The following is a 26,288-nucleotide window of genomic DNA, read 5'->3' on the forward strand; positions in this document are numbered from 1 at the left end:
GGATTTCAGGACCAGACGCGGTCCAGATCCTCGGCGTAAAAGGTGATGGCCCGGTGGTAGCGCTGGATGTCGGGGTCGGAAGTGGTGTCGGCGAGCAGGGTGAGCAGCGACGCCACCGCCTCCTTGGCGTCGCCGGCGTTGTACCGGGCCATTGCGAGGAACACGGCAAGCGCGCGGTCGCCCGGGAACTCGGCGGCGCCGGCCGCCAGCACGCCGACGGCCTCGGCGTACATGCCGAGCGACCGGTACGTGCTGCCCAGACCGAGCGTGGCGCCGCGGCGCTCGGCGGCGGAGAGTCCGTCGCCGTCGAGCGCCCGCACGTAGAACGGGACGGCTTCGCGTTCGAGGCCGAGCAGGTCGTGCACCCACGCGGTCTGGTAGGCGACCTGGACGTGGTCGGGCGCGACCGTCGACAGGTGCAGCAGCAGGTCCCGGGCCTGGTCCAGCGAGCCGGACTCGCGTAGCGACACGGCCCGGGCCAGCTGCTCCTCGACATCGATCACACGGTGACCTTCTCACGCCGTTGGAGCAGCGCGCGCTCGGCGGCTGTCCACGCGGTGGTGGTGAGCAGGTAGATGCCGGCCGCGAGCGGCACGAACATCGCGAACACGACCGTGCCGAAGGGCAACGCCCGCAGCAGCTTGGGGCCGGTCATGCGCATCGCCGTCCACGTGGCGACGCCGGCCATCAGCGCGAACAGACAGACGGCGGCGAGGCTCGGCGAGGTGAGGAACACCGTGCTCAGGGGCGTGCCGAGCAGTGTGTGGGTGAGCAGCAGGTTGGGGTGGCCGCCGACGGTCGGCGACAGGAACAGCCGGTACATCACGGAGAAGATCGGCAGCTGGATGAGCATGGGCAGGCAGCCGGCGAACATGCCCTTGCCCTCGCCGCCGTAGAAGGCGGCCAGTTCCTGGTTGAGGCGGTCGGGGTTGTCGCGGTGTTTGTCCTGGATCTCCTTGAGCTTGGGCATGACGGCGGCACGGGCCTTCTCGCCGCGGACCTGGATGCGGGCCAGCGGGTGCAGGCAGAGTCGGATGATCATGACGAAGGCGACGATGGCGCCGGCGGTGCCGGTGAGCGGCGCGAGCCAGTTGACCAGGTGGTAGGCGGCGTCGATGAACGGGTCGAGAAAGGACAGCATGAGGGGGCCCTTCAGCGGAGGGTGAGAAATAGGTGCCTGGGGTGGGTCAGGCCGCTGAAGGTGCTCGGGATCGGGTGTGTCCGGGCGCGTCCGGGTCGAGTTGGCGCAGCACGCGGCGGCTGCGGGCCTGCTCGCGGTGGGCCAGGCCGACGGTGCGGCGGACCGCGTGGTCGGCGTGGCGGGTGGAGCAGAGGTGGATGGCCAGCGCGGCGATGAGGACGCCGGCGAGCAGGACGAGGCTCGCGAGGCCGGGGCCGGCGGTCATGAGGGTGGTGAAGGTCGTGACGAGTTCGTGCACGATCCATCCCCTCCTACGGCGCGGTCACTACTCCAGAGGGTACGACATCGGTCGCAGGTGTCCTGACTACATGACACGATCCTTGAATGGTGGACGAGCTCTTTCCGCTGGAAGACGGAGTCGGGCTGAACGTGGTTCGGGCCGGCGCTCCGGACGCACCGGTGACCGTGGTGCTGGCGCACGGTTACGCGTTGGATCACCGCAGCTGGCATCGGGTGATCCCGGAGTTGGCGCACGACGAGTTGCAGGTCGTGGCCTACGACCATCGCGGCCATGGGCAGTCGGGGCCGGCGACGCCGGAGACGGCGACGATCGAGCAGCTCGGTGACGACCTGGCCGAGCTGATCGAGCGCGGTGTCGACTCGGAGCGGGTGGTCGTGGTGGGCCACTCGATGGGTGGCATGGCGACGATGGCGCTGGTGGAGCGGCATCCGCGGCTGTTCGCGCGGCGGGTGTCGGGGTTGGCGTTCCTGTCGACGGCGGTGGGTCGGCGGGGCGAGTCGTCGCTGGCGTGGCCGCAGGCCGTCGGGAAGCTCGTGGAGGAGTTGGAGAAGGTCTTCGGGCCGGTGGTGCGGCATATCCGGGGGCGGATCGAGCCGGCGAAGGCGGCGGGCCTGAAGTGGTGGCTGTTCGGCGACGACGCGGACGAGGACGACGCGGCGTTGACCGCGGAGATGGTGGCGGAGCACTGGCCGGCGACGGTGGCGCTGTTCCGTCCGGCCTTCGACCGGTACGACCGGGAGGCGGCGTTGACGGTGGCGGCGCGGGCGCCGGTGGTGGCCGCGGTGGGGGAGAAGGACCGGTTGTGTCCTTCGTCGAACGCGCAGGCTCTGGTGAAGGCGGTGGGGGCCGGGGACGCGGTGGTGCTGCCGGGCGCCGGGCACATGCTGCCGCTGGAGCGTCCTGACGAGGTGGTGCGGTTGGTGCGGGGTCTGGTCTAGCTGATGGGGCCGGGTGCGAGGCTGTCGGCTCGGCGCTTGCGGCGGAGCCAGACCTTGCGGGTGCCGTCGCCGTAGAGCAGGACCCGGGAGAGTTCCCAGCCGGCGAATTCGGCGTGGATGGCGAGCTGGGTGGCGGCGGTGCGGCGGGAGACGCCGGGCGGCAGTCGCAGGCCGCGGTACTCCCAGTCGCCGTCGACCACCTCGTTGGTGGCTGCTGTCATGGTGTGATCACCTGGACTCCTCCGCCGTCGGCGGACGCGACGAGCACGCGTCCGGTGTTGGGGTCGGCCGCCACCGAGTCGGGTTGGCGGACGGTGTTCAGGCGGTGGCGTTCGACGGGTTCGCCGCCGGCGATGTCGTAGCCGACCACCTGGTTGGTTGCGGTGAGGGTGACCCATGCGAGGTCGTGGGCGGGGTCGTAGGCGATCCCGTAGGGCGCGCCGGGCACGGGGTAGCGCTGGAGTTCGACGAGGGTGTCGGGTTTGTAGACGAGGAGTTCGCCGCCGCGGCTGTCGGTGACGAGGACCCGGCCGTACTTGTCGGTGACGGCGTTGGTGGCGCCGTCGCCGGCGCGCAGGCCGGCGCCGATGGTGCCGGCGGCGGGGTCGAGGTCGAAGACGGCGGTGCGGAGGCGGTCGAGGACGACGGCCTTGTCGCCGACGGGCAGGGCTTGGTCGGCGCTGGCGAGGCCGGTGATGGTGCGGTCGGTCTTGTCGCCGGTGAGGACGGCGACGGATTTCGTGTCGTGGAGGGCGACGAGGGTCTGGTCGCCCCGGGTGTTGGCGGCGACGGGGCCGCCGGTGAGTGTGATCTTGTCCACGGCGCCGGTGGGCAGGGTGATGCGTAGGAGGGCGTTGGCCGTGCGGACGGGGGCCAGCACGGTGTCGCCGGAGGTGCTGAGGTTGTCGACCCGGCCGGGCAGGTCCAGCGTCTTGGGTGGGGTGTTGAGGCTGGTCAGGTCGTAGAGGCGGAGCCCGGGCGGGTTGTCGACGGCGACGACGGCGGTGTGCTGGGCGGCGTCGACGGCGATGGCCGTGGCGTGCTGGCTCAGGGGCAGCACGGTGCCGGCGGGTGTGGTGGCGGGGGCCGGTGAGTTGGCCGGGGTGGCGGCGGTGACGGTGTCGGCGACCTGGAGGTCGTCTCCGCTGTTCTGGCCGGAGGAACACCCCGTGACCAGGGCGGTTCCGGCGATCAGGACGACGGCGAGCCGGCGCAACGGGGCCTCCTCGTGGTGCTGTGCTGCCTCCAGCATCCCCGACTGGCGCTTCGTGGTCACGTGGGGGTCACTTGCGTGTCATGTACAACACTCGGTCAGCCGAGCGGTCTTTCCGGATAGCCGAGTTCGATATCGCTCACGTCGTCCAGAGCGGCACGAATCGCCGGCGGGAGGACGAGGTCCTCGGCGGCGAGGCTGGCTTGCAGTTGGCCGGTGTCCCGTGCGCCGACGACGGGGGCGACGACGCCGGGCCGGTCGCGCACCCAGGCCAGGGCGACGGCGAGGGGTGTGGTGCCGAGGCCGTCGGCGGCGGTGACGACGGCTTGCACGATTCGGGCGGCGCGTTCGCTGCGGTGGTGTTCGACGTAGGGGGCGTAGTGCGGGGAGGCGCCGCGAGAGTCGCTGGGGGTGGCGTTGCGGTATTTGCCGGTGAGGACGCCGCGGCCGATGGGGGCCCAGCAGAGGATGCCGACGCCGTGGTGGTCGGCGGCGGGGGCGACCTCGCGTTCGATGCCGCGTTCGAGCAGGGAGTACTCGACCTGGGTGGAGACGATGCGGCTGGGGCTGGTGGCGGCGGCGGTGGCGAGCTGCCAGCCGGTGTAGTTGGAGACGCCGGCGTAGCGGATCTTGCCGGCCTGCTGGGCGGCGTCCACGGCGGACAGGGTCTCCTCGAGCGGGACGGTGTTGTCCCAGGCGTGCAGCTGCCAGAGGTCGATGTGGTCGACGGCGAGGCGGCGCAGCGACCCGTGCAGGGCCGTGAGCAGGGCGCCGCGGCTGGCGCCGCCGCCGAAGGGGCCGTCGTCGCGGCGGGCGACGGCCTTGGTGGCGATGATGACGTCGTCGCGTTCGACCACATCACCCACGAGCGCGCCGAGCATTTCTTCGGCGTCGGTGTAGACGTCGGCGGTGTCGACGAGGGTGCCGCCGGCCTCGATGTAGGCGGTGAGCTGCCTGGTGGCCTCTTCGGCGTCGGTGTCCTTGCCCCAGGTCATGGTGCCCAGCGCCAGCCGGGAGACCCGAAGGCCGCTGCGGCCGAGGTGTCGATGCTGCACGGGTGCGAGCCTATTCCGATCTTGGCCGCTAGGCCTGTTGCCGTAGAGGTTACTGACCGGTAGGGTCCGGCTCGTGCGACTTGGGCTGAACCTCGGATACTGGGGCGCGGGGAACGACGCGGACAACCTGGAGCTGGCGAAGGAGGCCGAGCGCCTGGGCTTCGCGGTGGTGTGGGCCGCCGAGGCCTACGGGTCGGACGCGCCGACGGTGCTGTCGTGGGTGGCCGCTCACACCTCGACGATCGACGTGGGCAGCGCGATCCTGCAGATCCCGGCGCGGACGCCGGCGATGGCGGCGATGACCGCGGCGACGCTGGACACTCTTTCGGGTGGTCGGTTCCGGTTGGGCCTGGGCGTGTCGGGGCCGCAGGTGTCGGAGGGCTGGCACGGGGTGCGGTTCGACAAGCCGCTGGCGCGCACCCGGGAGTACGTCGACATCGTGAAGTCGGCGCTGCGGCGGGAGAAGCTGCGCTACGAGGGCAGGCACTACACGCTGCCGCTGCCGGACGGCCCCGGCAAGGCGCTGACGCTGACGGTGCACCCGGTGCGGGAGCAGATCCCGATCTACCTGGCCGCGGTGGGGCCGAAGAATCTGGAGCTGGCCGGGGAGATCGCGGACGGCTGGCTGGCGGTGTTCTACTCGGCGGAGTTCGCGTCGGAGTCGCTGGCGCAGGTGCGGGCGGGTCGGGAGAAGGCCGGCAAGACCCTGGACGGGTTCGACGTGGTGCCGACCGCGCCGCTGGTGCTGGGTGAGGACTGGAAGACCGCCGCGGACCAGGTGCGGCCGTACGCGGCGCTGTACGTGGGCGGGATGGGCAGCCGGGAGAAGAACTTCTACAACAACCTGGCCTGCCGGATGGGCTTCGAGGCGCAGGCGGCCGAGGTGCAGGAGAAGTACCTGGCGCGGGACTACGCCGGGGCGATGGCGGCGCTGCCGGTGGAGTTCCTGGACGCGACGTCGCTGCTGGGGCCGGTGGAGCGGATCGCCGACGGCATGCAGGCGCTGGCCGGGGCCGGGGTGACGACGCTGACGGTGTCGCCGATGCACTTCGACCTGGACCTGAACGTGAAGGCGCTGCGCGCGGCGGCGGAGGCGCTGGACAAGTCGGGCGTGGCCTGACGGCCTACGGACTTCACGAGCGTGACCGGACCGTAGGCTGCGCGTGTGGCGACTCTGATTCTGCTGCGACACGCGCAGTCCACCGCGAACGGTTCCGGGGTGCTGGCCGGCCGGTCTCCCGGCGTGCAGCTGGCCGAGGCCGGGCAGGCGCAGGCGGCGAAGCTGGTTGCGCGGCTGGCCGGCGTGGAGTTGGCGGCCGTGGTGTCGTCGCCGCTGCTGCGCTGCCAGCAGACGATCGCGCCCCTGACCGGTGAGCGGGGGATCGAGCCGGTCATCGAGGACGACCTGTCCGAGGTGGACTACGGCGAGTGGACCGGCAAGGCGATCAAGGATCTGTTGAAGGAGCCGTTGTGGACGGTGGTGCAGCAGCACCCGTCCGCGGCGGTGTTCCCCGGTGGCGAGGGGTTGGCGTCGGTGCAGGCGCGGGCGGTCGCCGCGGTGCGCCGGCACGACGCGCGGATCACCGCCGAGCACGGGGACGAGGCCGTTTGGCTGGCGTGCAGTCACGGTGACGTGATCAAGGCGGTGCTGGCGGACGCGTTGGGCACGCACCTGGACTCGTTCCAGCGGATCGTCGCGGACCCGTGTTCGGTGTCGGTGGTGCGGTACACGAAGACGCGGCCGTTCGTGGTGCGGGTGAACGACCACGGGTCGGAGTACGCCGCGATCGTGCCGGTGAAGCCCAAGGAGGACGAGAACACCTCCGACGCCGTGGTCGGCGGTTCCACCGGCCCTTGATAACCGGAACGTCCACTCCGTATGCTCGAAGGCCCCGGTCCGCTGGACCGGGGCCTTCGACTGGGGACGGGTCAGTTCACGTTGACGCCGGACCAGGCGGCGGCCACGGCCTTGTACTCGGCGCTGGTGGCGCCGTACAGGTCGGAGGCGGCGGCCAGGGTGCCGGTGCGGGCCTGGGCGTACTTGGTGGTCGAGGTGAACTTGGTGGTCAGGGCGCGGAACCAGATGGCGGCGGCCTTGTCGCGGCCGATGCCGGTGACGGCCTTGCCGTTGGCCGTGGGGGAGTTGTAGGTGACGCCGTTGATGGTCTTCGTGCCGCTGCCCTCGGACAGCAGGTAGAAGAAGTGGTTGGCGACGCCGGAGGAGTAGTGCACGTCCTTGTTGCCGACGGTGGAGGACCAGTTGTCGGCCGAGTTGCCGTCCTTGGAGGGCTGGTCCATGTAGCGCAGCGGCTTGCCGTTGCCGAAGATGTCGATCTTCTCGCCGATCAGGTAGTCACCGACGTCGGAGGAGTTCTTGGCGTAGAACTCCACCATGGTGCCGAAGATGTCGCTGGTGGCCTCGTTGAGGCCGCCGGACTCGCCGGAGTAGACCAGGCCCGCGGTGGCGGAGGTGACGCCGTGCGACATCTCGTGCCCGGCGACGTCCAGCGCGGTCAGCGGGCGGGCGTTGCCCGAGCCGTCGCCGTAGGTCATGCAGAAGCAGGAGTCGTCCCAGAAGGCGTTGACGTAGCCGTTGCCGTAGTGGACCTTGCTCAGCGCGCCGACGCCGTTGTTCTTGATGCCGTTGCGGCCGAAGGTGTTCTTGTAGAAGTCCCACGTCTCGGCGGCGCCGTAGGCGGCGTCCGCGGCGGCGGTGTTGGTGGTGGCGGCCTTGCCGTCGCCGAACACGTTGTTCGCGCTGGTCACCAGGGTGCCGGTGCCGGAGCCGTGGTTGAGGGTGTTGACCTGCTGGTTGCCGCGGCTGCCGTCCTTGAGCTGGTAGGTGCTGCCGGACTGCGTGGTGGTCAGGGGGACGGTGCCGGAGTACTCGGTGTTGCCGGTTCCGGAGGCCTCCTCGATGCCGTTGTAGGAGTACAGCACCTTGCCGGTGGCGGCGTCGGTGAACACGTGCTGCTGGATCGGCGTCTGGTCGGCCTGCACGCCGGTGACCACGGTCTCGTAGGCCAGGGTGGGCGTGGTGTCGACGGCGTAGACGACCAGTTGCGGCGCGGACTTGGCCAGGTTGGAGCCAGTGACGGACGCGGCGGCCTCGCCGGCGGCGGCATTGGCCGACAGCTTCGGGGTGGTGGCCGGGGCGATGCGGTCGCGGGTGGCGTAGGTGACCGCCTGGACCGTGCCGGCGGCGTTCTCGTCGACGATCAGGTCGCCGCCGATGACCCGCAGGCCGGCGTAGGTGCGGTCGTAGCGCAGGTGGCGGGCGCCGCTGGCGTCGGTGACGACGTCCTTGACGACCAGCTTCTCCTGGCTGCCGAGCCCGAGCGTGCCGGCCAGCGCGGACGCCTGGTCGGCGGCCGCCGCGAGCGCGGCCTGCCGGGCGAGCAGCGGATTGGCCGGCGCGGCGGTGGCCGTGGTGAGCCCGGCGGTGGTGCCCAGCAGGGCCATCGTCACGGCCGCGGCGCAGCACAGGGTCACACGTTTCATCGACTCTCCTGGTTCCTGGGGCAGGGGTGTCCAGAAATCCACTGTTTCCGACGGATCGGACATCGGGAACGAGTTCGATCCTGCCGAGTCGCGAACACGGAACGTAATAGGGAAATCCCTTGCTCCGGCCATGGGACGTTGACTGTTAAGGACGTCCGACAGAAGGGGGAACACGGTGCGTAGTGTCGAGGTGGGGCCGGACGGGGCCCGGATGCGCTGGGTGGAGCTGCCCGGCGCCGAGCCGACGACGGTCTACCTGCACGGCCTGGGCTCGTCCGGCCCGGCCTATTTCGCCGAGGTCGCGGCGGCCACCGGCCGTCGGTCGCTGCTGGTCGACCTCCTCGGCTTCGGCCTGAGCGACCGGCCGGCGAGCTTCGGCTACACGATGGAGGACCACGCCGACACGGTCGCGACGCTGCTACGCAGCGTGGATCTGGCCACTGTGCGGGTGGTGGCGCACAGCATGGGCGGGGCGATCGCGATCCTGCTCGCGGAGCGTCACCCCGAGCTGGTCGGCGAGCTGATCCTGGCCGAGGCGAACCTGCGGCCGGTCGGTCGCCCCGTGCTCAGCGCGCGGATCGCCGCCTACGGCGAGCAGGACTACGTGCAGACCATGCACCAGCGCATCCTCGGCGTGGTCGGCAGCGAGTGGGCGGCCACCGCGCGCCACGCCGATCCGTTGGCGATGCACCGCAGCGCGGTGTCGCTGGCCAGCGGCGAGCGGGAGCGCTGGTACGTGCACAGCCTGTGCGCGCTGACGATTCCCCGCACCTTCCTGCGCGGTGAGCTCAGCGACCGGCCGGCCGACGAGGCGGCGCTGGTCGAGGCCGGCGTGACCGTGGCGGTGATCCCCGGCGGCGGCCACAACATGATGCTGGACAACCCGAAGGCGTTCGTGGAGGCGCTCACCCGATGAAGACCCTGCTCACCGGCGGAACCGTGCTCACCATGGACGGCGGCGACCTCGCCCGCGGCGACGTGCTGATCGAGGACGGCGTGATCGTCGAGGTCGCCGAGCACATCGACGCCCCGGACGCGGACCGGATCGACGCCACCGACCGGATCGTGCTGCCGGGGTTCGTCGACACCCACCGCCACACCTGGCAGACGGCCTTCCGCGGCATCGGCGCCGACTGGACGTTCGCCGAGTACCGGGTGGCCATGCACGGCACGCTCAAACCCCACTACACACCCGAGGACATCTACCTCGGCAACCTGCTCGGACGCCTGGAGGCGTTGAGCTCCGGCGTCACCACGATGCTGGACTGGTTCCACGCCGCGCAGAGCCCGGAGCACACCGACGCCGCGATGGCCGCCCTGCGGGACGCGCCGGCCCGCTCAATCTTCTGCTACGGCGGGGGAATGGGCGGCGACCCCGTCGACGACGCCGAGCTCCGTCGCATCCGGGACCAGATCCCCGACGGCCTGGTGACGATGGCGCTGGGGCTGCGCGGCCCGCAACTGACCACAATGGACGTTGTCGCCGCGGATCTGAAGCTGGCCGGCGAACTCGGCCTGCGGTCCAGTGTGCACGTCGGCTCAGGTGGGGCTCGCGGCAGCCGGCCGATCGCCGCGTTCCACGAGCGCGGCCTGCTCTCGGACGCCATCACCTTCGTGCACGCCAACGGCGTCGACGACGACGAGCTGCGCATGGTGGCCGACGCCGGCAGTTCGGTGTCGATCAGCCCGGACGTGGAGCTGAAGATGGGCTTCGGCTGGCCGATGACCGGCCGCATGCTCGCCGCCGGCGTGCGGCCCACGTTCTCCATCGACGACTGCCCCTCGGCCGGCGGCGACATGTTCGCCACGATGCGCACGGCCTACGCGGTGCAGCGTGGCCTCGACGGCGGCCTGCGAGCCCGGGATCTCCTCGAATTCGCCACCGTCGACGGCGCCGGCGCGTGTGGAATGTCCGCCCTAACGGGCAGTCTCACGCCCGGCAAGGACGCCGACATCATCCTGCTGCGCGCCGACGACCTGAGCGTGTTCCCGTTCAACAATCCGGCCGGCACGATCGTCGCCGCCGGCCATCCCGGCCTGGTCGACACGGTTCTGGTGGCCGGCCGCGTGGTCAAACGCGACGGCGCGCTGGTCGGCGTCGACCTGCCGGCATTGAAATCGCGGCTGCTGGAATCGCGCAACCGGATTTCCGCGGCGGCCGGCATTCCGCTCGACGGATCGTGGCGTCCCCCGACAGAATCGGAGTAACAGGACTGGGGGATTCACATGCACATCGCGTTCATCACCGTGCCCGCGCCCGGCCACTTGTACCCGACGCTGCCGCTGGTGCAGGAGCTGACCCGGCGCGGCCACCGGGTCAGCTACGCCACCTCGGCGGCGTTCGCCGACATGGTCGCCGCCTCGGGCGCGGAGCTGTTCCCGATCGACTGGACGCCGGGCCGGGTCTCGGCGTCCAAGGGCGGGCAGACCACCGGCGAGCTGTCGCAGATGCTGCTCATGAGCGTCCGCTCCACCCGGCGCGTGCTGGCGGGCGTGTCGGACTGGCTGGAGCGGGACCGGCCCGACGTCATCGTGCACGACATGATGACCGTGCTCGGCGCCATGACCGCGCACAGGCTCGGCATCCCCGAGGTGACCACGTACCCGAACTTCGCCGGCAACGACAAGTTCAGCCTGGCGGAAGTGTTGGTGCCCAAGGACTTCGACGCGGCGCACCCGACATTCCAGGAGTACCTGGCCGAACGCGAGCAGCTGGCGGCCGAGTACGGGGTGCCGGTGGAGGTCATCGCCGGCATGCTGCCCACCGCGAAGCTGAACCTGGTGTTCGTGCCGCGCGAGTTCCAGATCCGGGGCGAGGTGTTCGGCGACGACTTCCGGTTCATCGGCCCGTCCTTCGGCATCCGCGACGCCGAGGACGACTGGCAGCCGCCGGCCGGCAAGAAGGTGCTGTACGTGGCGCTGGGCACCGTCGTCAACGACCGCGCCGACTTCTTCGCCATGGTGATCAAGGCTTTCGGCGGCAGCGACTGGCACGTGGCGATGGCCGTCGGTCACCAGGTCGACGTCGCCGAGCTGGGGGAGATCCCGGCCAACGTCGAGGTCCGGCCGTTCTTCCCGCAGCCGACGGTGCTGCGGCACGCCGACGTGTTCCTCTCGCACACCGGCATGGGCTCCACCATGGAGGCCCTGATGCGGCAGGTGCCGATCGTGTCGTACCCGCAGATCCCGGAGCAGGCCGCCAACGGGCGGCGGGCGCAGGAGCTCGGACTCGGCCGGCAGTTGGACATCGGCGTCGACGTTGACCCGGACGAGCTGCGCCGGATGGTCGAGGAGGTCGCCGCGGACCCCGAGATCCGCGCCAACCTGGCCGTGATGGCCGAGCACATCCGCGCCGCCGGCGGGCCCGCGGCCGGCGCCGACGCCATCGAGGAGCTGGTGCGCTGAGATGGCCCACATCGCGTTCGTGGTGCTGCCGGCGGCCGGGCACGTCAACCCGACCCTGCCGCTGGTGGCCGAACTCGTCCGACGCGGGCATCGCGTCACCTACGCCGGAGCCGGCGCGGCCGTCGACGCGGTCACCGCCGCCGGCGCGACCGCGCTGCCCGGCGCCGGCAGCTTCGTCCGACCCACCGCCGACTTCAACGAGATGCTGCTGGGCAGCGTGGAGTCGTGCCGGACCGGGGTGCCGGCGCTGGAGCGGGTGTTCTCCGCCGACCGGCCCCACCTGATCTGCTACGACGCCCTCACCGCACACGGCTGGCTGCTGGCCCGCCGGCTCGGCGTGCCGACCGTCACCACCTCGCCCACGCACGCCGCCGAGGGCGCCGACCTGCGGAAGCTGCTGTTCCCGCCGGACTTCGACCCGAGCGACTACCTCGCCGCGTGGGCGAAACTCGTCGCCGAGCTCGGCGTCCCCGCCGAGCCGCCCACCCCGCGCCGGCGCATCGTGTTCCTGCCGCGCCGGTTCCAGCTCGGCGGCGACGGCTTCGGCGAGGACTACCTGTTCGTCGGCCCCACCCTGACCGACAAGCACGAGGACTGGCGGCCACCGGCCGGGCGGCGGGTGCTGTTCGTGTCGCTGGGCACCGTGTTCAACGACCGGCCGGACTTCTTCACCGCCGTCACCGCCGCGTTCGCCGACACCGACTGGCACGTCGCGATGGCGGTCGGCGACCAGATCGACCCCGCGACGCTCGGCGCGATCCCGGCCAACGTCGAGGTGCGGCCGTTCTTCCCGCAGCAGAACGTGCTCAAGTACGCGGCGGCGTTCCTCACCCACGCCGGCATGAACTCGGTGATGGAGGCCCTGGTCCGGCAGGTGCCGATGATCGCCTACCCGCAGACGATCGAGCAGACCGCCAACGCCGAGCGGGCCGCCGAACTCGGCTTCGCACGGATGCTGACCGACCTGGACGGGCTGCCCGACGTCGTCACGGAAGTGGCCGCAGACCAAGGGATTCGCGCCAACCTCGCCGCCATGGCCGAGGAGCTGCGCGAGGCCGGCGGCGCGGTGGCCGCCGCCGACGCGGTCGAGGAGGCCCTGAACTGAGCGGCCGTCGGTAACCGCCCCAACCCCACGTGCAGGGCGGTTACCGACCTCCCCCTTCCCCCACGGTCAGCCGACGAACGTCGCTAGCACGAGGCCGATGGCGGCGCCGAGGACGTGGCGAAGGCCGCGTAGCCGACCGGGCGATGCCACGGGCGAAGAACGCCGCCGGCGACGTGCGTGCCGGCATGGGGGCGGCGGGCTGCGTGTTCACCAGCTCGTCGATCGGGGTGGCCCACCACGTGACCGCCAGGCACAGCAGACCGGCCGCGACGAACGCCGCGAGCAGGCCGTACCCGAGCTTGTGGCCAGCCACCGCCGGCGGGTGACGGTGTGGTTCCACACCAGGCTGTGCGTGCCGGCTGCCGGCCGAGATCCGACACCTCGTCACCACCCAGGCCGACGTGATCCGCGCCACGGCCCGTGACCGCTGCAACGCGGCGCTGCCGGCATACGTGACCATTGCGTCGAGTTGACCCCTGGCCCGAACGGGCATCTCTACGCTGACGAATGATCACCACGGATTCACGCCGCCTTACATTGACCTCGGACCTCGAAAAAAGCTTGGAGCGACAACGTGAAGAGAATGTGGGCCGCGGCGGTCGCCGTCACCAGCAGCGTGGCAGCACTCGCCGCCACCAGCGGAGTCGCCGGCGCGGAAACCCTGAACACGGCCGCCGGCGCGGTCACCGTGCCCGACGGCATTTCCACCGGATTCGTGGTCTACGACCGCGACACCGGCGATTCCACCCTGTCCTACAACGCGCACAAGCAATTCCGGTCGGCCTCGGTCGTGAAACTGCTCATCGCGCTGGACTACCTCGAGTCGCACGGGCCCGACTGGCAGATCCCGCAGCACGACCTCGAGCAGCTCCAGCCGATGCTGCGCTCCAGCGACGACACCGCCGCCAGCTGGCTGTGGGTCAAGGACGGCTGGGAGACCATCGTCCAGCGCATGATCGCCAAGATCGGCCTCACCGACACCGCGCCGCCGGCCGACCGCGGCATCTGGGGCTACACCGCGATCAGCGCCGCCGACGTCGTCAAGATCTACAACTACATCCTCGACCGGGCCGACCCGCGCTACCGCGACTTCATCATGAGCAACCTGCGCCAGTCCACAAAGTGCGGCGACGACGGCTTCGACCAGTCCTTCGGCATCCCCAGCGCGGTGCCGCGGCCGTGGGGCGTCAAGCAGGGCTGGTCCGGCTTCGGCGACGGCCCCGCCGCCGGCCACGAGTGCAGCCCCGCCAACCCCGTCCCGCCCGACCCCGACGGCGCCGACGCCCGGACGCTGGCCGCGATGCGCGTCGGCGCGGAAGCACCAGCCGGCGCGGCCGCCACCGGCGGCCCCGACATCGACACCACCCGGCGCGCCATGCACACCACCGGTGCCGTCGGCCCGCACGACAACAAGATCGTCGTCGTGCTGACCCTGGAGCCGGTCGACACCACGTGGGAGACCTCCGCGGCCCGGATCACCGCGCTGACCTCCGTGCTGTACGACATCAGCCAGTACCTGTGACGCCGGCGCGGTCGGCGTGCTGTTGACTGGTCACCGTGACCGACGACCTGCGCGCCGACTGCTCCAACTGCTTCGCCCTGTGCTGCGTCGCGCTGCCCTTCACCGCCTCGGCCGACTTCCCCATCACCAAGAACGCCGGTACGCCGTGCCGCAACCTGCTCGCAGACCACCGCTGCGGCATCCACTCCGACCTGCGCGCCAAGGGCTTCCGCGGCTGCACAGTGTTCGACTGCTTCGGCGCCGGCCAGAAGGTCTCGCAGCACACCTTCGCCGGCGTCGACTGGTGTGGTTCCGGGCCCCGCATGTTCGAGGCCTTCGGCATCATGCGGCAGCTGCACGAACTCCTGTGGTACCTGGCCCAGGCGCGGACGCTGCCGGCCGCCAAGTCCCTGCACGGTCGGATCACCGCCGCGTACCAGCTGATCGAGCAGGTCACACTGTCCACACCGGACACTCTGCTCGCCGTCGACGTCGCCGAGCACCGCAAGGACGTCAACGAACTCCTGCTGCGGGCCAGCGAACTCACCCGCGCCACCGTCAAGGGCAAGCGCCCCGACCGCCGCGGCGCCGACCTCATGGGCGCGAAACTCAAGGGCGCCAACCTCGCCGGGGCCAACCTGCGCGGCGCCTACCTGATCGCCGCCGACCTCCGGGAGGCCGACCTGCGCCTCGCCGACGTCATCGGCGCAGACCTGCGCGACACCGACCTGCGCGGTGCCGACCTCACCGACGCCCTCTTCCTCACCCAGTCCCAGATCAACGCCGCCCGCGGTGACGGGGCCACCCGCATCCCCAGCACGGTGAGCCGCCCCGGGCACTGGTCGACGTAGTCACTGGTGACAGACGTGGCGCGTTCGCGGCGGTGGCGTCGGATGGCCTGGCGTAGCTACTGACCTGGGGACTTGCGGGTCCTAGCCTGGCGATGACGGTCACGTGAACCCTCACCCTCAGTAGGGGCGCCATGATGCCAGTCCTCTGTCGCCCCGCGGTCGACGTCCCCGAGCACGCCATCACGCTGGAGGAGACGCTCGACCTCGCCCGTCGCCTCCACCACGACCACGACAGCCTGCCGCTCGCGCTGCGGTTGATCTCGCACACCGAGGTGCGCACCCGGCACCTGGTGCAGCCGATCGAGAAAACGCTGAGCCATCCCGGTTTCGAGGAGCGCAACCGCGTCTATGTGGAGGAGTCCAGGAAACGGGTGCCTCCGGTCGTCACACGGGCGCTGCGGAACGCACACCTCACCGTCGGTCAGATCGACGCGATCGTCTACGTCTCCTGCACGGGGTTCACCATGCCGTCGATGACGGCATGGATGATCAACAACTTGGGATTTCGCACCGACGTTCGGCAGTTGCCGATCGCCCAGCTCGGCTGCGCGGGTGGTGGCGCGGCCATCAACCGCGCGTTGGACGACTGCCGTGCCCACCCGGGGGCGAACGTGCTCATCGTGGCCTGCGAGTTCTGTTCGCTGTGCTACCAGCCGACCGACACGACGGTGGGAAACCTCCTGGCCAACGGCCTGTTCGGCGACGCGGTCGCCGCCGCGGTCACCCGTTCCGCAGGCGGCAGCGGAATCGATCTCGAGCGTAACGCGTCACGGTTGGTGCCGGACACGGAGGACTGGATCTCCTATGCCGTCAAGGCCACCGGATTCCATTTCCTGCTCGACCGGCGGGTGCCGCGGACGATGGAGCAGCTGGCGCCGGTACTGCGAGAAGTCGCCGGTGAGCACGGCTGGGACGCCAGCGCACTGGACTTCTACGTCATCCATGCGGGCGGCCCTCGCATTCTGGACGATCTGTCGAAGTTCCTCATGGTGAACGCCACCATGTTCGAGCACAGCCGCGCCACGCTGACCGAGTACGGCAACATCGCGTCGGCCGTCGTCCTCGACGCGCTGCGGCGCACGTTCGAGGCTGCCGACCTCCAACCGGGCGCGCGCGGTCTGGTCGCCGGATTCGGCCCGGGAATCACCGCCGAAGTCACGCTCGGCCGATGGACGGCCGACGACTCGACACCGGCCCCGCCCGGCGACCGTGTCCAGAACCGGCGGAGAAGCCTTCCATGAACGACACCACCCACATCCGGATCGGCCGGGATCTCGAGGTCCGACGACTCGGCTACGGGGCCATGCACCTCACCGGCCCCGGTGTCTGGGGCGAACCGGCCGACCCCGACCACGCGATCGCCGTGCTACGGCGAGCGGTCGACCTCGGCGTGACGTTCATCGACACCGCGGACGCGTACGGACCGGGCACCAACGAGGAGATCATCCGCCGCGCCCTGCACCCCTATCCCGCCGACCTGGTCATCAGCACCAAGGGCGGCATGCTGCGCAGCGGACCGGACGACTGGAACCACGAGACGCCGCTCTACATCATGCCGCTCGGCCGCCCGGAGTACCTGCGCCAGCAGGTCGACCTGAGCCTGCGCCGCCTCGGCGTCGACCGCATAGACCTGTACCAACTGCACAGCATCGACCCGACCGTGCCGCTCGCGGACCAGATCGGCGAGCTGGTCCGCCTCCAGCGGCAGGGGAAGATCAACGAGATCGGTGTGTCCGACCAGCCCGGAGTCAGCGTCGACAACCTTGCCGAGGCCCGCCGCCACGGAACGATCGCGGCCGTCGAGTGCCTCTACAACATCGTGGATCGGGCGCACGACGACGTGCTGGCCGTCGCCGAGCGCGAGCACATCGCGTTCATCCCGTACTTCCCACTCGGACACGGAGACCTGGTCGGTCCACTCGCGACGGTCGCGAAGGAGTACGGCTGCACCGTGTCCCAGCTGGCGCTGGCGTGGTTGCTGCACCGGTCGCCGGCCACCCTGCTCATCCCCGGCACGACGTCGTTGAGCCACCTGGCGGAGAACATGGCCGCCGCCGACATCACGCTGGCCGAGTCCGAGATGGCAGCGATCACCGCGGCGGTCGACGACCTGGCGCTGCCGACGTTCCGGCCGACCAAGTCGGCGAGGCAGACATGACCGCGGTTCATCCCAACGTCGAAACCCTTCGTGCGGTGTACCGGGATCTCACGTGCATCGGCGACCACCTGGACGAACACGCCGTCCTGCACCCGGCCACCAGGGCCGTCGACCCCGACGCCGGTGAGGTGCGGGGCGCGGCGGCGGTGCAACGCTGGGAGGTCGATCTCGTCGACTCGACCGACGCGACGTTGGTGATGGACGTGCAGCACATCACAGCGAACGATCACTTCGGGGCCGTCCTGGGGACTCTGCGGGCCCGCTTCGGCGATCAGGAGTTCACCGAGGCGTTCTGCGGCCTGTGGCGGTTTCGGGACGGCCGCATCGTCGAGCACTGGGAGAACATCTACGATCCGCGGCGCCTGGCGGCGATCGCGAGTGCCGACCGCCGCTCGGGCTGAGCGAGTTCGCGGGTCAGCGCCGGGGGAGCAGCCGCTTCACGGCGCGGGCCAACACCTCGCGCGCCTCGTCGTCGCCGAGCTCCGGCAGCGCCGAGATGGCGTCGCTGACCACGGCGATCGCCCGCACGGCCAGCAGCTGGTCCGGCGTCGGGTGCTCGCCGTACAGGACCTCGGCCGCCTGGCCGAGCAGATCGTCCATGCGGCTCGCGGCCTTCATCCGGCCGTGCATCACCGGATCCGCCGCCAGCACGCTGATCGTCGCCCGCCGGCCCACGGTCAGATCCGCGAAACCCTCGGCCACCACGTCGATCCGCCGCTGCCGCGACGACTGCGCGGCCGCCGCCTCGATGATCGCCGACACCCGCGCGTACACCGGCTCGCAGATCGACTGGAGCAGCTCCAGCTTGCTCGGGAAGTGGTAGTACACCGCGGCCTTGGTCAACCCGAGCTCGTCGGCGATGTCCTGGAGCGACGTCGCGTCGTAGCCGCGCGTGGCGAACAGCGCCAGCGCCGTCTCCTGGATCGCGGCGCGGGTGCGGCGGGCCTGCTCGGCCCGGACTCCGGGGCTCACGGTCGCAATTCTCGCAATTTCACCTGCCGGTTGACAAGTGAGTCACTTGACGGTCGGCAGGTGAACGGGCCATGGTGGAACCGGTCAGCCCCTTCTCACAATGGAGCAGAAGCCATGCCGTTGCAGGGCGAGTACGAGCCGAGCCCGTCGGACTGGGTCCGCGAGCAGGTCGACAAGTACGAGAAGTCGGGTGGCGCCGAGGGCACCGAGCTGCGGGGCGTGCCGGTCGTGGTGATCACCTCCGTCGGCGTGAAGTCGGGCAAGCTGCGCAAGAACCCGGTGATGCGCGTGGAGCACGACGGCGTCTACGCGGCGGTCGCCTCCCAGGGCGGCGCGCCCACGCACCCCGTCTGGTATCACAACTTCAAGGCCAATCCGCTGGTGGAACTCCAGGACAAGGACGTCAAGAAGGACTACCGCGCCCGCGAGTTGGCCGGCGAGGAGCGGGACCTGTGGTGGGACCGGGCCGTGCAGGTGTGGCCGGACTACGCCGAATACACCACCCGCACCGACCGACAGATCCCGGTGTTCGTCCTCGAGCCCGTGAACTGAGGAAACACCCCGGCCGATCCCGCTAGGGTGATCGCATGATCACCGTGCGCGCCGTGGGCGTCGACGACTGGGCCACCTGGCGCGAGCTGCGACTGGCCGCGCTCGCCGACGCCCCGCACGCGTTCACGGCCACGCTGGCCGACTGGCAGGACGCCGACGAGGCCCGCTGGCGCGAGCGGCTCGCCGCCGGCGCGCGGCACCTCGTCGCCGAGATCGAGGACAAGCCCGCCGGCATGGTCGGCGCGTTCGACAATCCCGACGGCACCGTCGAGCTGGTGTCGCTGTGGGTGGCCCCGTTCGCCCGCCGCCGCGGTGTCGGCGAGGCGCTGCTGGACAGCCTGATGGACTGGGCGGGGGAGCGGACCGTGCGGCTGGAGGTCTTCACCTCCGCCACGCCCGCACTGGAACTGTACCGGCGCAACGGTTTCGTCGACGACAGCGAAGTGGACGGTAAGTTGATCATGGTGCACGCCGGCCCCACCGCCCGCTACCTCACCGAGCTCAACGCCGACATCTGGGAGCCCTACCGGGCCGCGCACGCCGCCGGCGACACCGACGCCTTCCTCGCCCTGCACGCCCCCGAGCTCGTCCGCGCCGGCGGGCCCACGCGCAGCATCCAGAACCTCGACGAGTACGCCGCCGCCAGCCGCGCCTGGCGGGCCGACATGAACGAGCGCGGCAGCCGCGTCGCCATCGAGTTCCGGTTCACCGAGCGCATCACCGACGGCGAACTGTCCAGCGAACGCGGCGTCTACCGCCTCACCGGCACCCGCGCCGACGGCGACCAGAAGGTGTTCCACGGCCACTTCCACACCTTCGCCCGCAAGATCTACGGCCGCTGGCGCATCGTCGTCGACTACGACAACACCGACGCCACCGCCGCCGACTTCGACGCCGGCACCCACCCCGACGACTTCACCCCGTACCTCACGCAGGCGTGATCAGGGCGGCCGCCACGAGGTCCGCGGCCGCCGCCAGCGAGGTCCACTCGGGAATGAGCCGCTCCACCGGATCCCCCAGCAGGTCCCGCGTTCGATACCAGCGGCGCATGTCCTCGACCGAGAACTCCGCCGCCTCCGGCCGCGACGCGTGCCGGCGCGCGGTCTCCTCGAACGACACGTCGAAGTAGAAGAACGCCGCCGCGTTATCGCGGGCCAGGCCGCGCAGCATCTCCCCGTAGCGGCCGGCGTTGAAGATGCCCTCCAGCACCACGTGATAGCCGTGGTCCAGGGCATAGCGGGCCATCACGTCCAGCAGCCCGATGTTCGCCCCGCCGGCGACATCCCCCTCGTCCAGCACGTCGCGGCGAACCACGTCCTGCTGCACCAACGCCACCCGCGGCACCCGGGCCCGCACGGCGCGCGCCACCGACGACTTGCCCGAGCCCGAATTCCCCCGCAGCACGATCAACACCACACCAAACCTACACTGCGATCAAACCTACACTGAAACCAAACTTGCACGCAGTCCAAAGTTCTCCTACGGTGGACGAGTGGCCAACACCGAGGGCCTGCGGGCACGCAAGAAGCTCGAGACCTGGCGCACCATCCGGGCCGCCGCGTTCCGCCTGATCGAGGAGCGCGGCTACGAGGCCGTCAGCGTGGAGGAGATCGCGGCGGCGGCCAACGTCTCGCGCAGCACGATGTTCAACTACTTCGCCGGCAAGGAGAACATCGTGCTGGACCCGGACCCGGAGGCCCCCGAGGTCTGGCGGACGCTGATGCGCGACCGCCCGGCCGACGAGCCGCTGTGGACCGCGCTGCAGGAGGTCCTGCTCGGCTACCTCGCGACCTTCTCCGACGGCCTGGCCGTGCAGAAGCGCCTCAAGGCCGCATCTCCGAAACTCGCGGAGTCCACCCGCGACCACAGCGAGCGGTTCGCCGCGGAGTTCCGCGACTGGGTCGCCTCGCGCACCGTGCCGGGGCAGGAGGTCGCGAACACCCTGATGGTCAACACCGCCCAGGCGGTGATGGCCACGGCCTACACGATGTGGTCCCCCGACGACGGCTTCGACCGTCTGCTCGAGCTGGCCCGCGACTGCTTCGCGCGAGCCAGCCACGGATTCGACTGAAGGACACGCCCTATGAGCAAGGTCTGGTTCATCACCGGCGCCTCCCGCGGCTTCGGCCGCAGCTGGACGGTCGCCGCCCTGCAACGCGGCGACAAGGTCGCCGCCACCGCCCGCGACCTGGCCACGTTGAAGGACCTCGCCGAGGCCCACGGCGACGCGCTGCTGCCGATCCAGCTCGACGTCACCGACCGCGACGCCGACATCGCCGCCGTCAACCAGGCGCACGCCCACTTCGGCCGGCTCGACGTCGTCGTCAACAACGCCGGCTACGGCCACTTCGGCTACCTCGAGGAGGTCACCGAGGCCGAGGCCCGCGCCCAGTTCGAGACGAACGTGTTCGGCGCGCTGTGGGTGACGCAGGCCGCCATTCCACTGATGCGCGAGCAGGGCTCCGGCCACATCGTGCAGATCTCCAGCATCGGCGGCGTCGCCGCGTTCCCGGGCCTGGGCATCTACAACTCGTCGAAGTGGGCGCTGGAGGGCTTCACCGAATCGCTGGCCCAGGAGGTCGCCGGCTTCGGCATCAAGGTCACGCTGATCGAGCCCGGCGGCTACGCCACCGACTGGGGCGGCGCGTCCGCGGTGCACTCCGAGCCGCTGCCGCCGTACCAGGCGATGCACGACGCGATGGCCGCCCGCCGCAGCAGCGGCACCTACACCGCGCCCGGCCCCGACGCCACCACCGACGCGGTGTTCGCCGCCATCGACGCCGAGCAGCCGCCGCGCCGACTCCTGTTGTCCGGCACGGCTTTCGACATCGCGCAGCGCGTCTACGCCGACCGCGTGCAGACGTGGAAGGACTGGGAGGACACCTCCCGCTCCGCGTGAACCCTGTTCGCCGACGCCGCGACCATCGACCGGCCCCCGCCGTCGAGACGACACCCGTGGGCGGCCAGCGTCCCGGGCCGGTCGATGGTCGCGAGATGGAACGCCTCCGCTGATATCGCAACGGCGCTTGGATGGCGACGCCGTCTTGATGCTGCTGGTCTTAGAGTGCAGGGGTGGTCTGGAGGGAAGACTGGAGCGAAGAAGAGTACGTCGACTACCTGGCGGGGGAGCGTCGATGTTTTGCCTGGGTGATGCGGCGGTACGGCGGCCTGACTGAGATCCAGGCCGAGACAGCAGCGCTGGAGCGGTATCCGTACCAGGCTAGCGATGAACCATATCGAGGGTTGGTCTTCCATGACGAGGCATGGCACTGGGCGATGCTGAAGATCTACGGGGACTCGTATGTTGTGGACCATCCGGAGCTGGTTGAGCCGTCGCCTGAGTACCAGGCGTTGGACTGAGTTCTTGATGCTGCGGTGGTCTTGCTGGGGATCGGGCAGCCACCGGTGCACCATGTTGATCAACAGCTGGCGGATCTCCGATAACGCGTAGCCGATCATGCCCGCCTCACCGGCTCCGCAAGGAAGCGCGTTCGGGCAACGGCCGTTCCTCGGAGGCCCGCACCGTGCCCCGACCGGCGACGAACGACACCACCGTCTGCGCGGCGGCGGCCACGATCATCAGCATGATCGGCGCCCGCCAGCCCGAGCTGACGGTGTGCAGCAGGCCGACGATGACCGGACCGACAGCGGCCAGCAGGTAGCCGATCGACTGCGCCATCGCCGACAGCGCGCCGGCCGAGCTCGCGTCCTGGGCCCGCATGCCGAAGAACGCCAGGGCCAGCACGAGGCACGCGCCGCCGCCCAGGCCCAGCACGACGCTCCACAGCAGCGCGAGCCCCGGCGAGACGAACAACCCCGCGTAACCGACGAGCAGGATCGCCGAGCACACCGCCGCCAGCGCGCGCTGGTCACGGGCCTTGGCCCAGCGCAGCACCCCGGGCACCGCCAGGCTGGTCAGCACCGCCACCGCCTGGAACAGGAACAGCAGCCAGCCGGCGGCGGCCGGGCTCACCCCGTTGTCCTGGAAAACCTGAGGCAGCCACGTGACGATCACGTAGAAGCCAAGCGACTGAAGCCCCATGAACGCCGTGACCGCCCACGCCAGCGGCGACCCCCACGGCAGCCGGCTGCGGCGGATCGCCTGCGCCGCATGCTGCGGGGCCCGCATCTGAGGGATCCACAGCACGATCGACACCACCGCCAGCACGATCCAGCAGCCCAGCGCGGTGTACCAACCGCCGGGCGCGGACTGGCTGATCGGCACCGCCACCCCCGACGCGACCGCGGCCACACCGCCCATCACGGTGGCATACGCACTGGTCAGCAGCCCCATCTTGGCCGGGAAGTCGCGGCGGATCAGGCTGGGCAGCAGAACGTTGCCGACGGCGATGCCGGCCCCGATCAGCACCGTGCCCGCGAACAGCCCGACCGCCGACGGCAGCCAGCGGACCGCGATCCCCACCGTCAGCACCACCAGCGCCCCGCCGAGCAGCCGTTCGGCGCCCCAGCGGGCGGCAAGTCGAGGAACCATCGGCGACAGCAACCCGAACGCCAGCAGCGGCAACGTGTTCAGCAGGCCGGCGGCGGCCGGGGCCAACCCCAGGTCGGCCTGCACCTGATCCAGCAACGGGCCCACGCCGGTCAGGCTCGCCCTCAGGTTGGCCGCCACCACGAGCAGGCCGAAGACGAGCAGCGCCTGACCGGAACGGCGCGTCGACGTGTTCTCCATGCCCGCCATGGTGGTGGCGGGCGGCGGGCGCAACCAGGCCGTGCTCAGAGTGGCCTCGAGAGGGCGACCCTATGCGCGGCGCGGACCCGTAAGCTAGCAACGTGGGGACGCCGCTGGGAGACTTCGTTCGGGCGAAACGCGACAGCGTCCAGCCGGAAGCGATGGGACTGCCCGACCGCGGCCGCCGCCGCTCGCCGGGCCTGCGCCGACTGGACCTGGCGTCCGAGGCCGGCATCAGCGTGGAGTACCTGGCCCGCATCGAGCAGGGCCGCGACCGCAACCCGTCGCCGGCCGTCATCGACGCGCTGGCCAACGCGCTGCGCCTGATCCCGTCCGAGCGCAACCACCTGCGCTACCTGGCGAAGATCACCGGCGGCGAGTGCGCCACCTACGTCCGGCCCGTGCCGCCGACCCGCCAGGTGCGGGAGTCCGTGCTTCAGACGTTGCGCCTGCTCGAACCGGGCGTCGCCATCGTCACCAACCGGCTGGGCGACGTGCTCGCCCACACCAGCGGATACGCGGCGGTCACCGGCGGCACCGGGTTGCTCGACGGCTGCGCCCCCAACCTCATCCGCTATCTGTTCACCGACCCCCGGGCTCGGACGTTCTTCCTGGACTGGGACGACATCGCCGACGAGCAGGCGTTCGACATCTGGCTCGCGCCGTCGCTGGAGAACCTGGAATGGCTCACCGGCGAGCTCACCCCCATCGCCGGCGACGACTTCACCCGCCGCCTCAACCGCCACGCGGTGCCGCAGCGGGGTGTGCTGCGGCTGAACCACCCGACCGGGCCCGAGCTGCGCCTGCTCCGCGAGACGCTGGAACTGCCGACCGACGACCAGCAGCTGGTCGTGTTCCTGCCTGCCGACGAGCAGACCGCCCGGGCACTCGACCAGCTCCGGTCCGAGCCCTTCACCCGGCTGCGCTCCATCTCGTAGGAAATCGGTCGTGGGCGGCGGGCGGTGGCCGTAGCCTGCGGGGCCATGAGCGACATCGAACGGGAGTCACTGCTGGAGTTCCTGCAACGACAGCGCGACCTGGTGCCGTACAAGGTCCAGGGCGCCTCCGACGACGTGCTGCGCTCCGTGCGCACGCCGACCGGCCTCACCATCCACGGCCTGGTCCGGCACCTCACCAACTGCGAACGCGGCTGGTTCCGCTGGGCCTTCGCCGACAAGGCCGACCTGATGTTCGACCACACCGAGGAGGACGAGGACGCCGACTTCAAGGTGCCGGCGGACGTGTCGATGGCCCAGCTGCTGGCCGACTACAGCGCCGAGCAGAAGCACTGCGACGAGGTCATCCTCGCCGCCGAGTCGCTCGACCAGCAGGCCGTGCACCGGGACAGGTCGCTGCGCTGGATCCTGCTGCACATGATCGAGGAGACCGCCCGCCATCTCGGCCACCTGGACCTGCTGCGCGAGCAGGCCGACGGCGCGGCGGGGGAGCGGCCTCAGCGCAGCTCGGCCAGCACCTGAGCCATCTGCTCGTAGCTGGCGGGGATCTTGTCCGTGAGGCCGAGCCGATGCCGCTCGATGCGCACCGCGCCCATGTGCACGGCCCGGTACAGGTTCGCCCGCCACGCCGCGTTCGGGGATTCGTCGCGCTGGCCGTAGGTGTCCCAGAACGCGTCCCGGTCGGTGCCGGGGCGCGAGCCCGCCTCGTAGAGGCTCCAGTCCGCGGCCGGATCGCCCCACGACGCCCGGTCGTGGTCGAACACGCCGACGATCCGCCCGTTGTCCAGACGCACGTTGGGCACCCACAGGTCGCCGTGCAGCAGCCGCGGCTCGGTGATCTCGTCCAGCACGTCGGCGTTCTTCGCCGCCAGCGCCTGGACCTCGCGCACGTCGGAGTCGTCGAGGCCGGCGTCGCGCAGGTCTCTGGCGGTGTCGTCCAGTGTGGACAGCACGCACTCGCTCCAGGTGGCGAACGTCGGCCCCGCCGGCCGGCCGAACCGCTCGCCGCGCACCCCGTGCACGGTCCGTACGATCTCGCCCAGCTGCCGGAAGAAGTCTTTCTTGTCGGCGAGGTCCCTAAGGCCGTCCGGGCCGGCCACTCCGCCCAGCATCGTCTGGAACGTGTAGTCGCGGGGGATCAGGTCGTGGGTGAAGTCCACGAACAGGGTTCGTGGCATGAGGGCGGCGATGGGTGCGAAGAACGCCAACGAGGCGTGCTCGTGTCGCATGAAGTCCCGCTCGATCCGGTACGACCACGCCGGCGCGACCCGCAGGATCACCGGCTCGTCGAAGTCCACGCGGTAGGTCGTGTTGAACGAGCCGCCGCCCAGCTCCACGGCGCTTTCGGGCTCCCGCCCGAAGCCCCGGCGGCACGCCGCCTCGATCTGCTCGGCCGTCAAGGACTGCTGGAACGCACCGTCGGCGCGTGTGATCGACTCGAAATGCACCCGCCGACCATGCCATGTTTCAGCCGGCGGCGTTGCGGGCTCGGCAGGCGGCGACGTTCGCACGGTTGCCGCACGGCTCGGAGAAGCGCTCCGGCGGCGCCGCGGTGGCGTCCTGCCCGAACGGCGCGGGCAGCTCCGGTTCGTCAAGCTTGTCCGGGTGGATCGCGTACGCGCGCGAGTTGAGCAGGTCCACCACCGCGCGGGCCCTCCGGCTCGACGCTGTTCGCCATGGCCGGAGTGCACATGGACCAGACGTCGACGCCCCTACTGCTGTTGCTGGTCGCCGCCGCCCCAGTTGCGCAGGCCCTCCTTGGCCTTGTCCGTGCCCTGCCGGATCTGGTCCGAGTGCTTGTTGCCGGTCTTCTCGTCGACGAACTCCCCGGCGCGGTCCACCGCGCCGTCCGCCTTGTCGCCGTGCTCGCCGACCATCTCCTTGGCCTTGTTCTTCAGCTCGTTCAACTTGTCCGAGAGAGCCATCTCGCCTCCAGGTTGGACCGTCGT

General features: G+C 70.6%; 33 protein-coding genes. 20 read left to right on the forward strand and 13 right to left on the reverse strand.

What is annotated here, in order from left to right:
• Nucleotides 1–5: 5 nt before the first annotated feature.
• From BCF44_RS19445 to BCF44_RS19455, 3 genes are read right to left on the reverse strand one after another with little or no spacing between them, the layout of a single operon-like run.
• The gene (locus tag BCF44_RS19445) at nt 6–503 is read right to left on the reverse strand and encodes a tetratricopeptide repeat protein (RefSeq protein WP_246015284.1); all 498 of its coding nucleotides are present in this window, start codon (nt 501–503) and stop codon (nt 6–8) included.
• Nucleotides 500–1,141 carry a YidC/Oxa1 family membrane protein insertase gene (locus BCF44_RS19450; RefSeq protein ID WP_116175735.1) on the reverse strand — a complete coding sequence of 214 codons (642 nt, stop codon included), beginning with the start codon at nt 1,139–1,141 and terminating at the stop codon, nt 500–502. Before BCF44_RS19450 ends, BCF44_RS19445 begins: the two co-directional genes overlap by 4 nt.
• Before the next feature lie 46 nt (nt 1,142–1,187).
• Nucleotides 1,188–1,439 (reverse strand): DUF6412 domain-containing protein, encoded by a 252-nt coding sequence (locus BCF44_RS19455; RefSeq protein WP_116175736.1) that lies wholly within the window; start codon nt 1,437–1,439, stop codon nt 1,188–1,190.
• Between the two features lie 86 nt (nt 1,440–1,525).
• On the opposite strand from BCF44_RS19455, the gene BCF44_RS19460 reads away from it, so the two are divergent.
• Nucleotides 1,526–2,380, forward strand: a complete 855-nt coding sequence (locus tag BCF44_RS19460) for an alpha/beta fold hydrolase (RefSeq protein WP_116175737.1) — start codon at nt 1,526–1,528, stop codon at nt 2,378–2,380.
• Here BCF44_RS19460 and BCF44_RS19465 read toward each other — a convergent pair.
• The 3 genes from BCF44_RS19465 to BCF44_RS19475 are packed head-to-tail and all read right to left on the reverse strand — an operon-like array spanning nt 2,377 to nt 4,648.
• Complete coding sequence (locus BCF44_RS19465) at nt 2,377–2,601, reverse strand: DUF5703 family protein (RefSeq protein WP_116175738.1); 225 nt, start codon at nt 2,599–2,601, stop codon at nt 2,377–2,379. The genes BCF44_RS19460 and BCF44_RS19465 overlap by 4 nt on opposite strands.
• The gene (locus BCF44_RS19470; protein ID WP_246015285.1) at nt 2,598–3,656 is read right to left on the reverse strand and encodes a YncE family protein; all 1,059 of its coding nucleotides are present in this window, start codon (nt 3,654–3,656) and stop codon (nt 2,598–2,600) included. Before BCF44_RS19470 ends, BCF44_RS19465 begins: the two co-directional genes overlap by 4 nt.
• Nucleotides 3,657–3,691: 35 nt before the next feature.
• Nucleotides 3,692–4,648, reverse strand: coding sequence for an aldo/keto reductase (locus tag BCF44_RS19475; RefSeq protein WP_116175739.1), 957 nt, complete (start codon nt 4,646–4,648; stop codon nt 3,692–3,694).
• A gap of 73 nt (nt 4,649–4,721) precedes the next feature.
• Here BCF44_RS19475 and BCF44_RS19480 point away from each other — a divergent pair, with 73 nt between their 5' ends.
• Nucleotides 4,722–5,768, forward strand: coding sequence for an LLM class F420-dependent oxidoreductase (locus BCF44_RS19480; RefSeq protein WP_116175740.1), 1,047 nt, complete (start codon nt 4,722–4,724; stop codon nt 5,766–5,768).
• 45 nt (nt 5,769–5,813) lie between these two features.
• Complete coding sequence (locus BCF44_RS19485; protein ID WP_116175741.1) at nt 5,814–6,506, forward strand: histidine phosphatase family protein; 693 nt, start codon at nt 5,814–5,816, stop codon at nt 6,504–6,506.
• Between the two features lie 71 nt (nt 6,507–6,577).
• On the opposite strand, the gene BCF44_RS19490 is transcribed toward BCF44_RS19485, so the two are convergent.
• Nucleotides 6,578–8,149 carry a M4 family metallopeptidase gene (locus BCF44_RS19490; protein WP_116175742.1) on the reverse strand — a complete coding sequence of 524 codons (1,572 nt, stop codon included), beginning with the start codon at nt 8,147–8,149 and terminating at the stop codon, nt 6,578–6,580.
• Nucleotides 8,150–8,324: 175 nt separating this feature from the next.
• Between BCF44_RS19490 and BCF44_RS19495 the strand changes: the two genes are divergently transcribed.
• From BCF44_RS19495 to BCF44_RS19540, 10 genes are all read left to right on the forward strand, one after another.
• Nucleotides 8,325–9,065 (forward strand): alpha/beta fold hydrolase, encoded by a 741-nt coding sequence (locus tag BCF44_RS19495; RefSeq protein WP_211353107.1) that lies wholly within the window; start codon nt 8,325–8,327, stop codon nt 9,063–9,065.
• On the forward strand, nt 9,062–10,357 hold the full coding sequence (locus BCF44_RS19500; RefSeq protein ID WP_116175744.1) for an amidohydrolase family protein: 1,296 nt from the start codon (nt 9,062–9,064) through the stop codon (nt 10,355–10,357). The genes BCF44_RS19495 and BCF44_RS19500 overlap by 4 nt, the downstream gene beginning before the upstream one ends.
• 18 nt (nt 10,358–10,375) lie before the next feature.
• A complete protein-coding gene (locus BCF44_RS19505; protein ID WP_116175745.1) occupies nt 10,376–11,554 on the forward strand; it encodes a macrolide family glycosyltransferase in 1,179 nt (392 codons plus the stop codon).
• 1 nt (nt 11,555) lies between these two features.
• Nucleotides 11,556–12,659, forward strand: coding sequence for a macrolide family glycosyltransferase (locus tag BCF44_RS19510; RefSeq protein ID WP_116175746.1), 1,104 nt, complete (start codon nt 11,556–11,558; stop codon nt 12,657–12,659).
• 143 nt (nt 12,660–12,802) lie between these two features.
• Nucleotides 12,803–12,985, forward strand: a complete 183-nt coding sequence (locus BCF44_RS19515) for a hypothetical protein (RefSeq protein WP_116175747.1) — start codon at nt 12,803–12,805, stop codon at nt 12,983–12,985.
• 257 nt (nt 12,986–13,242) lie between these two features.
• The gene (locus BCF44_RS19520) at nt 13,243–14,181 is read left to right on the forward strand and encodes a hypothetical protein (protein WP_246015342.1); all 939 of its coding nucleotides are present in this window, start codon (nt 13,243–13,245) and stop codon (nt 14,179–14,181) included.
• A 35-nt stretch (nt 14,182–14,216) separates the two neighbouring features.
• Entirely contained in the window at nt 14,217–15,011 is a 795-nt protein-coding gene (locus BCF44_RS19525) for a pentapeptide repeat-containing protein (protein ID WP_211353108.1), read from the forward strand.
• A 134-nt stretch (nt 15,012–15,145) separates the two neighbouring features.
• The gene (locus BCF44_RS19530) at nt 15,146–16,252 is read left to right on the forward strand and encodes a type III polyketide synthase (protein WP_116176013.1); all 1,107 of its coding nucleotides are present in this window, start codon (nt 15,146–15,148) and stop codon (nt 16,250–16,252) included.
• Complete coding sequence (locus tag BCF44_RS19535) at nt 16,249–17,169, forward strand: aldo/keto reductase (RefSeq protein WP_116175749.1); 921 nt, start codon at nt 16,249–16,251, stop codon at nt 17,167–17,169. Before BCF44_RS19530 ends, BCF44_RS19535 begins: the two co-directional genes overlap by 4 nt.
• Nucleotides 17,166–17,570 (forward strand): nuclear transport factor 2 family protein, encoded by a 405-nt coding sequence (locus tag BCF44_RS19540; RefSeq protein WP_116175750.1) that lies wholly within the window; start codon nt 17,166–17,168, stop codon nt 17,568–17,570. The genes BCF44_RS19535 and BCF44_RS19540 overlap by 4 nt, the downstream gene beginning before the upstream one ends.
• A gap of 13 nt (nt 17,571–17,583) precedes the next feature.
• On the opposite strand, the gene BCF44_RS19545 is transcribed toward BCF44_RS19540, so the two are convergent.
• On the reverse strand, nt 17,584–18,141 hold the full coding sequence (locus BCF44_RS19545; protein ID WP_170217617.1) for a TetR/AcrR family transcriptional regulator: 558 nt from the start codon (nt 18,139–18,141) through the stop codon (nt 17,584–17,586).
• A 114-nt stretch (nt 18,142–18,255) separates the two neighbouring features.
• Between BCF44_RS19545 and BCF44_RS19550 the strand changes: the two genes are divergently transcribed.
• Complete coding sequence (locus BCF44_RS19550; RefSeq protein ID WP_116175752.1) at nt 18,256–18,693, forward strand: nitroreductase family deazaflavin-dependent oxidoreductase; 438 nt, start codon at nt 18,256–18,258, stop codon at nt 18,691–18,693.
• Nucleotides 18,694–18,728: 35 nt separating this feature from the next.
• A complete protein-coding gene (locus tag BCF44_RS55545; protein WP_170217618.1) occupies nt 18,729–19,634 on the forward strand; it encodes a GNAT family N-acetyltransferase in 906 nt (301 codons plus the stop codon).
• Here the strand turns inward: BCF44_RS55545 and BCF44_RS19560 are convergent.
• On the reverse strand, nt 19,621–20,106 hold the full coding sequence (locus BCF44_RS19560; protein WP_246015286.1) for an AAA family ATPase: 486 nt from the start codon (nt 20,104–20,106) through the stop codon (nt 19,621–19,623). The two genes, BCF44_RS55545 and BCF44_RS19560, sit on opposite strands and share 14 nt — an antisense overlap.
• Before the next feature lie 79 nt (nt 20,107–20,185).
• Between BCF44_RS19560 and BCF44_RS19565 the strand changes: the two genes are divergently transcribed.
• The 3 genes from BCF44_RS19565 (at nt 20,186) to BCF44_RS19575 (ending at nt 22,053) form a co-directional block, all read left to right on the forward strand.
• The gene (locus BCF44_RS19565; protein WP_170217619.1) at nt 20,186–20,764 is read left to right on the forward strand and encodes a TetR/AcrR family transcriptional regulator; all 579 of its coding nucleotides are present in this window, start codon (nt 20,186–20,188) and stop codon (nt 20,762–20,764) included.
• Between the two features lie 12 nt (nt 20,765–20,776).
• Nucleotides 20,777–21,592 (forward strand): SDR family oxidoreductase, encoded by an 816-nt coding sequence (locus BCF44_RS19570; RefSeq protein WP_116175754.1) that lies wholly within the window; start codon nt 20,777–20,779, stop codon nt 21,590–21,592.
• Nucleotides 21,593–21,765: 173 nt separating this feature from the next.
• Nucleotides 21,766–22,053: a hypothetical protein gene (locus BCF44_RS19575; RefSeq protein ID WP_116175755.1), complete on the forward strand. Its 288-nt coding sequence runs from the start codon at nt 21,766–21,768 to the stop codon at nt 22,051–22,053.
• Nucleotides 22,054–22,159: 106 nt separating this feature from the next.
• On the opposite strand, the gene BCF44_RS19580 is transcribed toward BCF44_RS19575, so the two are convergent.
• On the reverse strand, nt 22,160–23,383 hold the full coding sequence (locus tag BCF44_RS19580) for a CynX/NimT family MFS transporter (protein ID WP_116176015.1): 1,224 nt from the start codon (nt 23,381–23,383) through the stop codon (nt 22,160–22,162).
• A 101-nt stretch (nt 23,384–23,484) separates the two neighbouring features.
• Between BCF44_RS19580 and BCF44_RS19585 the strand changes: the two genes are divergently transcribed.
• Nucleotides 23,485–24,321, forward strand: coding sequence for a helix-turn-helix domain-containing protein (locus BCF44_RS19585; RefSeq protein ID WP_116175756.1), 837 nt, complete (start codon nt 23,485–23,487; stop codon nt 24,319–24,321).
• 45 nt (nt 24,322–24,366) lie between these two features.
• The gene (locus BCF44_RS19590) at nt 24,367–24,861 is read left to right on the forward strand and encodes a DinB family protein (RefSeq protein ID WP_116175757.1); all 495 of its coding nucleotides are present in this window, start codon (nt 24,367–24,369) and stop codon (nt 24,859–24,861) included.
• Here BCF44_RS19590 and BCF44_RS19595 read toward each other — a convergent pair.
• From BCF44_RS19595 to BCF44_RS19600, 3 genes are all read right to left on the reverse strand, one after another.
• Nucleotides 24,837–25,787, reverse strand: coding sequence for a phosphotransferase family protein (locus BCF44_RS19595; RefSeq protein ID WP_116175758.1), 951 nt, complete (start codon nt 25,785–25,787; stop codon nt 24,837–24,839). The genes BCF44_RS19590 and BCF44_RS19595 overlap by 25 nt on opposite strands.
• Before the next feature lie 19 nt (nt 25,788–25,806).
• The gene (locus BCF44_RS55550; RefSeq protein ID WP_170217620.1) at nt 25,807–25,983 is read right to left on the reverse strand and encodes a hypothetical protein; all 177 of its coding nucleotides are present in this window, start codon (nt 25,981–25,983) and stop codon (nt 25,807–25,809) included.
• Between the two features lie 68 nt (nt 25,984–26,051).
• Nucleotides 26,052–26,264 carry an antitoxin gene (locus BCF44_RS19600; protein ID WP_116175759.1) on the reverse strand — a complete coding sequence of 71 codons (213 nt, stop codon included), beginning with the start codon at nt 26,262–26,264 and terminating at the stop codon, nt 26,052–26,054.
• Between the last annotated feature and the right edge of the window lie 24 nt (nt 26,265–26,288).

Origin of the sequence: Kutzneria buriramensis (genome assembly GCF_003387475.1) — a bacterium.
GTDB lineage: Bacteria > Actinomycetota > Actinomycetes > Mycobacteriales > Pseudonocardiaceae > Kutzneria > Kutzneria buriramensis.

Bases quoted from the DNA above. Each gene is read 5' to 3' on its own strand.
- BCF44_RS55545 (WP_170217618.1), top strand. From the start codon at position 18,729: ATGATCACCGTGCGCGCCGTGGGCGTCGACGACTGGGCCACCTGGCGC.
- BCF44_RS19510 (WP_116175746.1), top strand. From the start codon at position 11,556: ATGGCCCACATCGCGTTCGTGGTGCTGCCGGCGGCCGGGCACGTCAAC.
- BCF44_RS19550 (WP_116175752.1), top strand. From the start codon at position 18,256: ATGCCGTTGCAGGGCGAGTACGAGCCGAGCCCGTCGGACTGGGTCCGC.
- BCF44_RS19570 (WP_116175754.1), top strand. From the start codon at position 20,777: ATGAGCAAGGTCTGGTTCATCACCGGCGCCTCCCGCGGCTTCGGCCGC.
- BCF44_RS19505 (WP_116175745.1), top strand. From the start codon at position 10,376: ATGCACATCGCGTTCATCACCGTGCCCGCGCCCGGCCACTTGTACCCG.
- BCF44_RS19590 (WP_116175757.1), top strand. From the start codon at position 24,367: ATGAGCGACATCGAACGGGAGTCACTGCTGGAGTTCCTGCAACGACAG.
- BCF44_RS19465 (WP_116175738.1), bottom strand. From the start codon at position 2,601: ATGACAGCAGCCACCAACGAGGTGGTCGACGGCGACTGGGAGTACCGC.
- BCF44_RS19500 (WP_116175744.1), top strand. From the start codon at position 9,062: ATGAAGACCCTGCTCACCGGCGGAACCGTGCTCACCATGGACGGCGGC.
- BCF44_RS19450 (WP_116175735.1), bottom strand. From the start codon at position 1,141: ATGCTGTCCTTTCTCGACCCGTTCATCGACGCCGCCTACCACCTGGTC.
- BCF44_RS19530 (WP_116176013.1), top strand. From the start codon at position 15,146: ATGCCAGTCCTCTGTCGCCCCGCGGTCGACGTCCCCGAGCACGCCATC.
- BCF44_RS19580 (WP_116176015.1), bottom strand. From the start codon at position 23,383: ATGGAGAACACGTCGACGCGCCGTTCCGGTCAGGCGCTGCTCGTCTTC.
- BCF44_RS19490 (WP_116175742.1), bottom strand. From the start codon at position 8,149: ATGAAACGTGTGACCCTGTGCTGCGCCGCGGCCGTGACGATGGCCCTG.
- BCF44_RS19515 (WP_116175747.1), top strand. From the start codon at position 12,803: ATGCCACGGGCGAAGAACGCCGCCGGCGACGTGCGTGCCGGCATGGGG.
- BCF44_RS19600 (WP_116175759.1), bottom strand. From the start codon at position 26,264: ATGGCTCTCTCGGACAAGTTGAACGAGCTGAAGAACAAGGCCAAGGAG.
- BCF44_RS19520 (WP_246015342.1), top strand. From the start codon at position 13,243: ATGTGGGCCGCGGCGGTCGCCGTCACCAGCAGCGTGGCAGCACTCGCC.
- BCF44_RS19540 (WP_116175750.1), top strand. From the start codon at position 17,166: ATGACCGCGGTTCATCCCAACGTCGAAACCCTTCGTGCGGTGTACCGG.
- BCF44_RS19460 (WP_116175737.1), top strand. From the start codon at position 1,526: ATGGTGGACGAGCTCTTTCCGCTGGAAGACGGAGTCGGGCTGAACGTG.
- BCF44_RS19535 (WP_116175749.1), top strand. From the start codon at position 16,249: ATGAACGACACCACCCACATCCGGATCGGCCGGGATCTCGAGGTCCGA.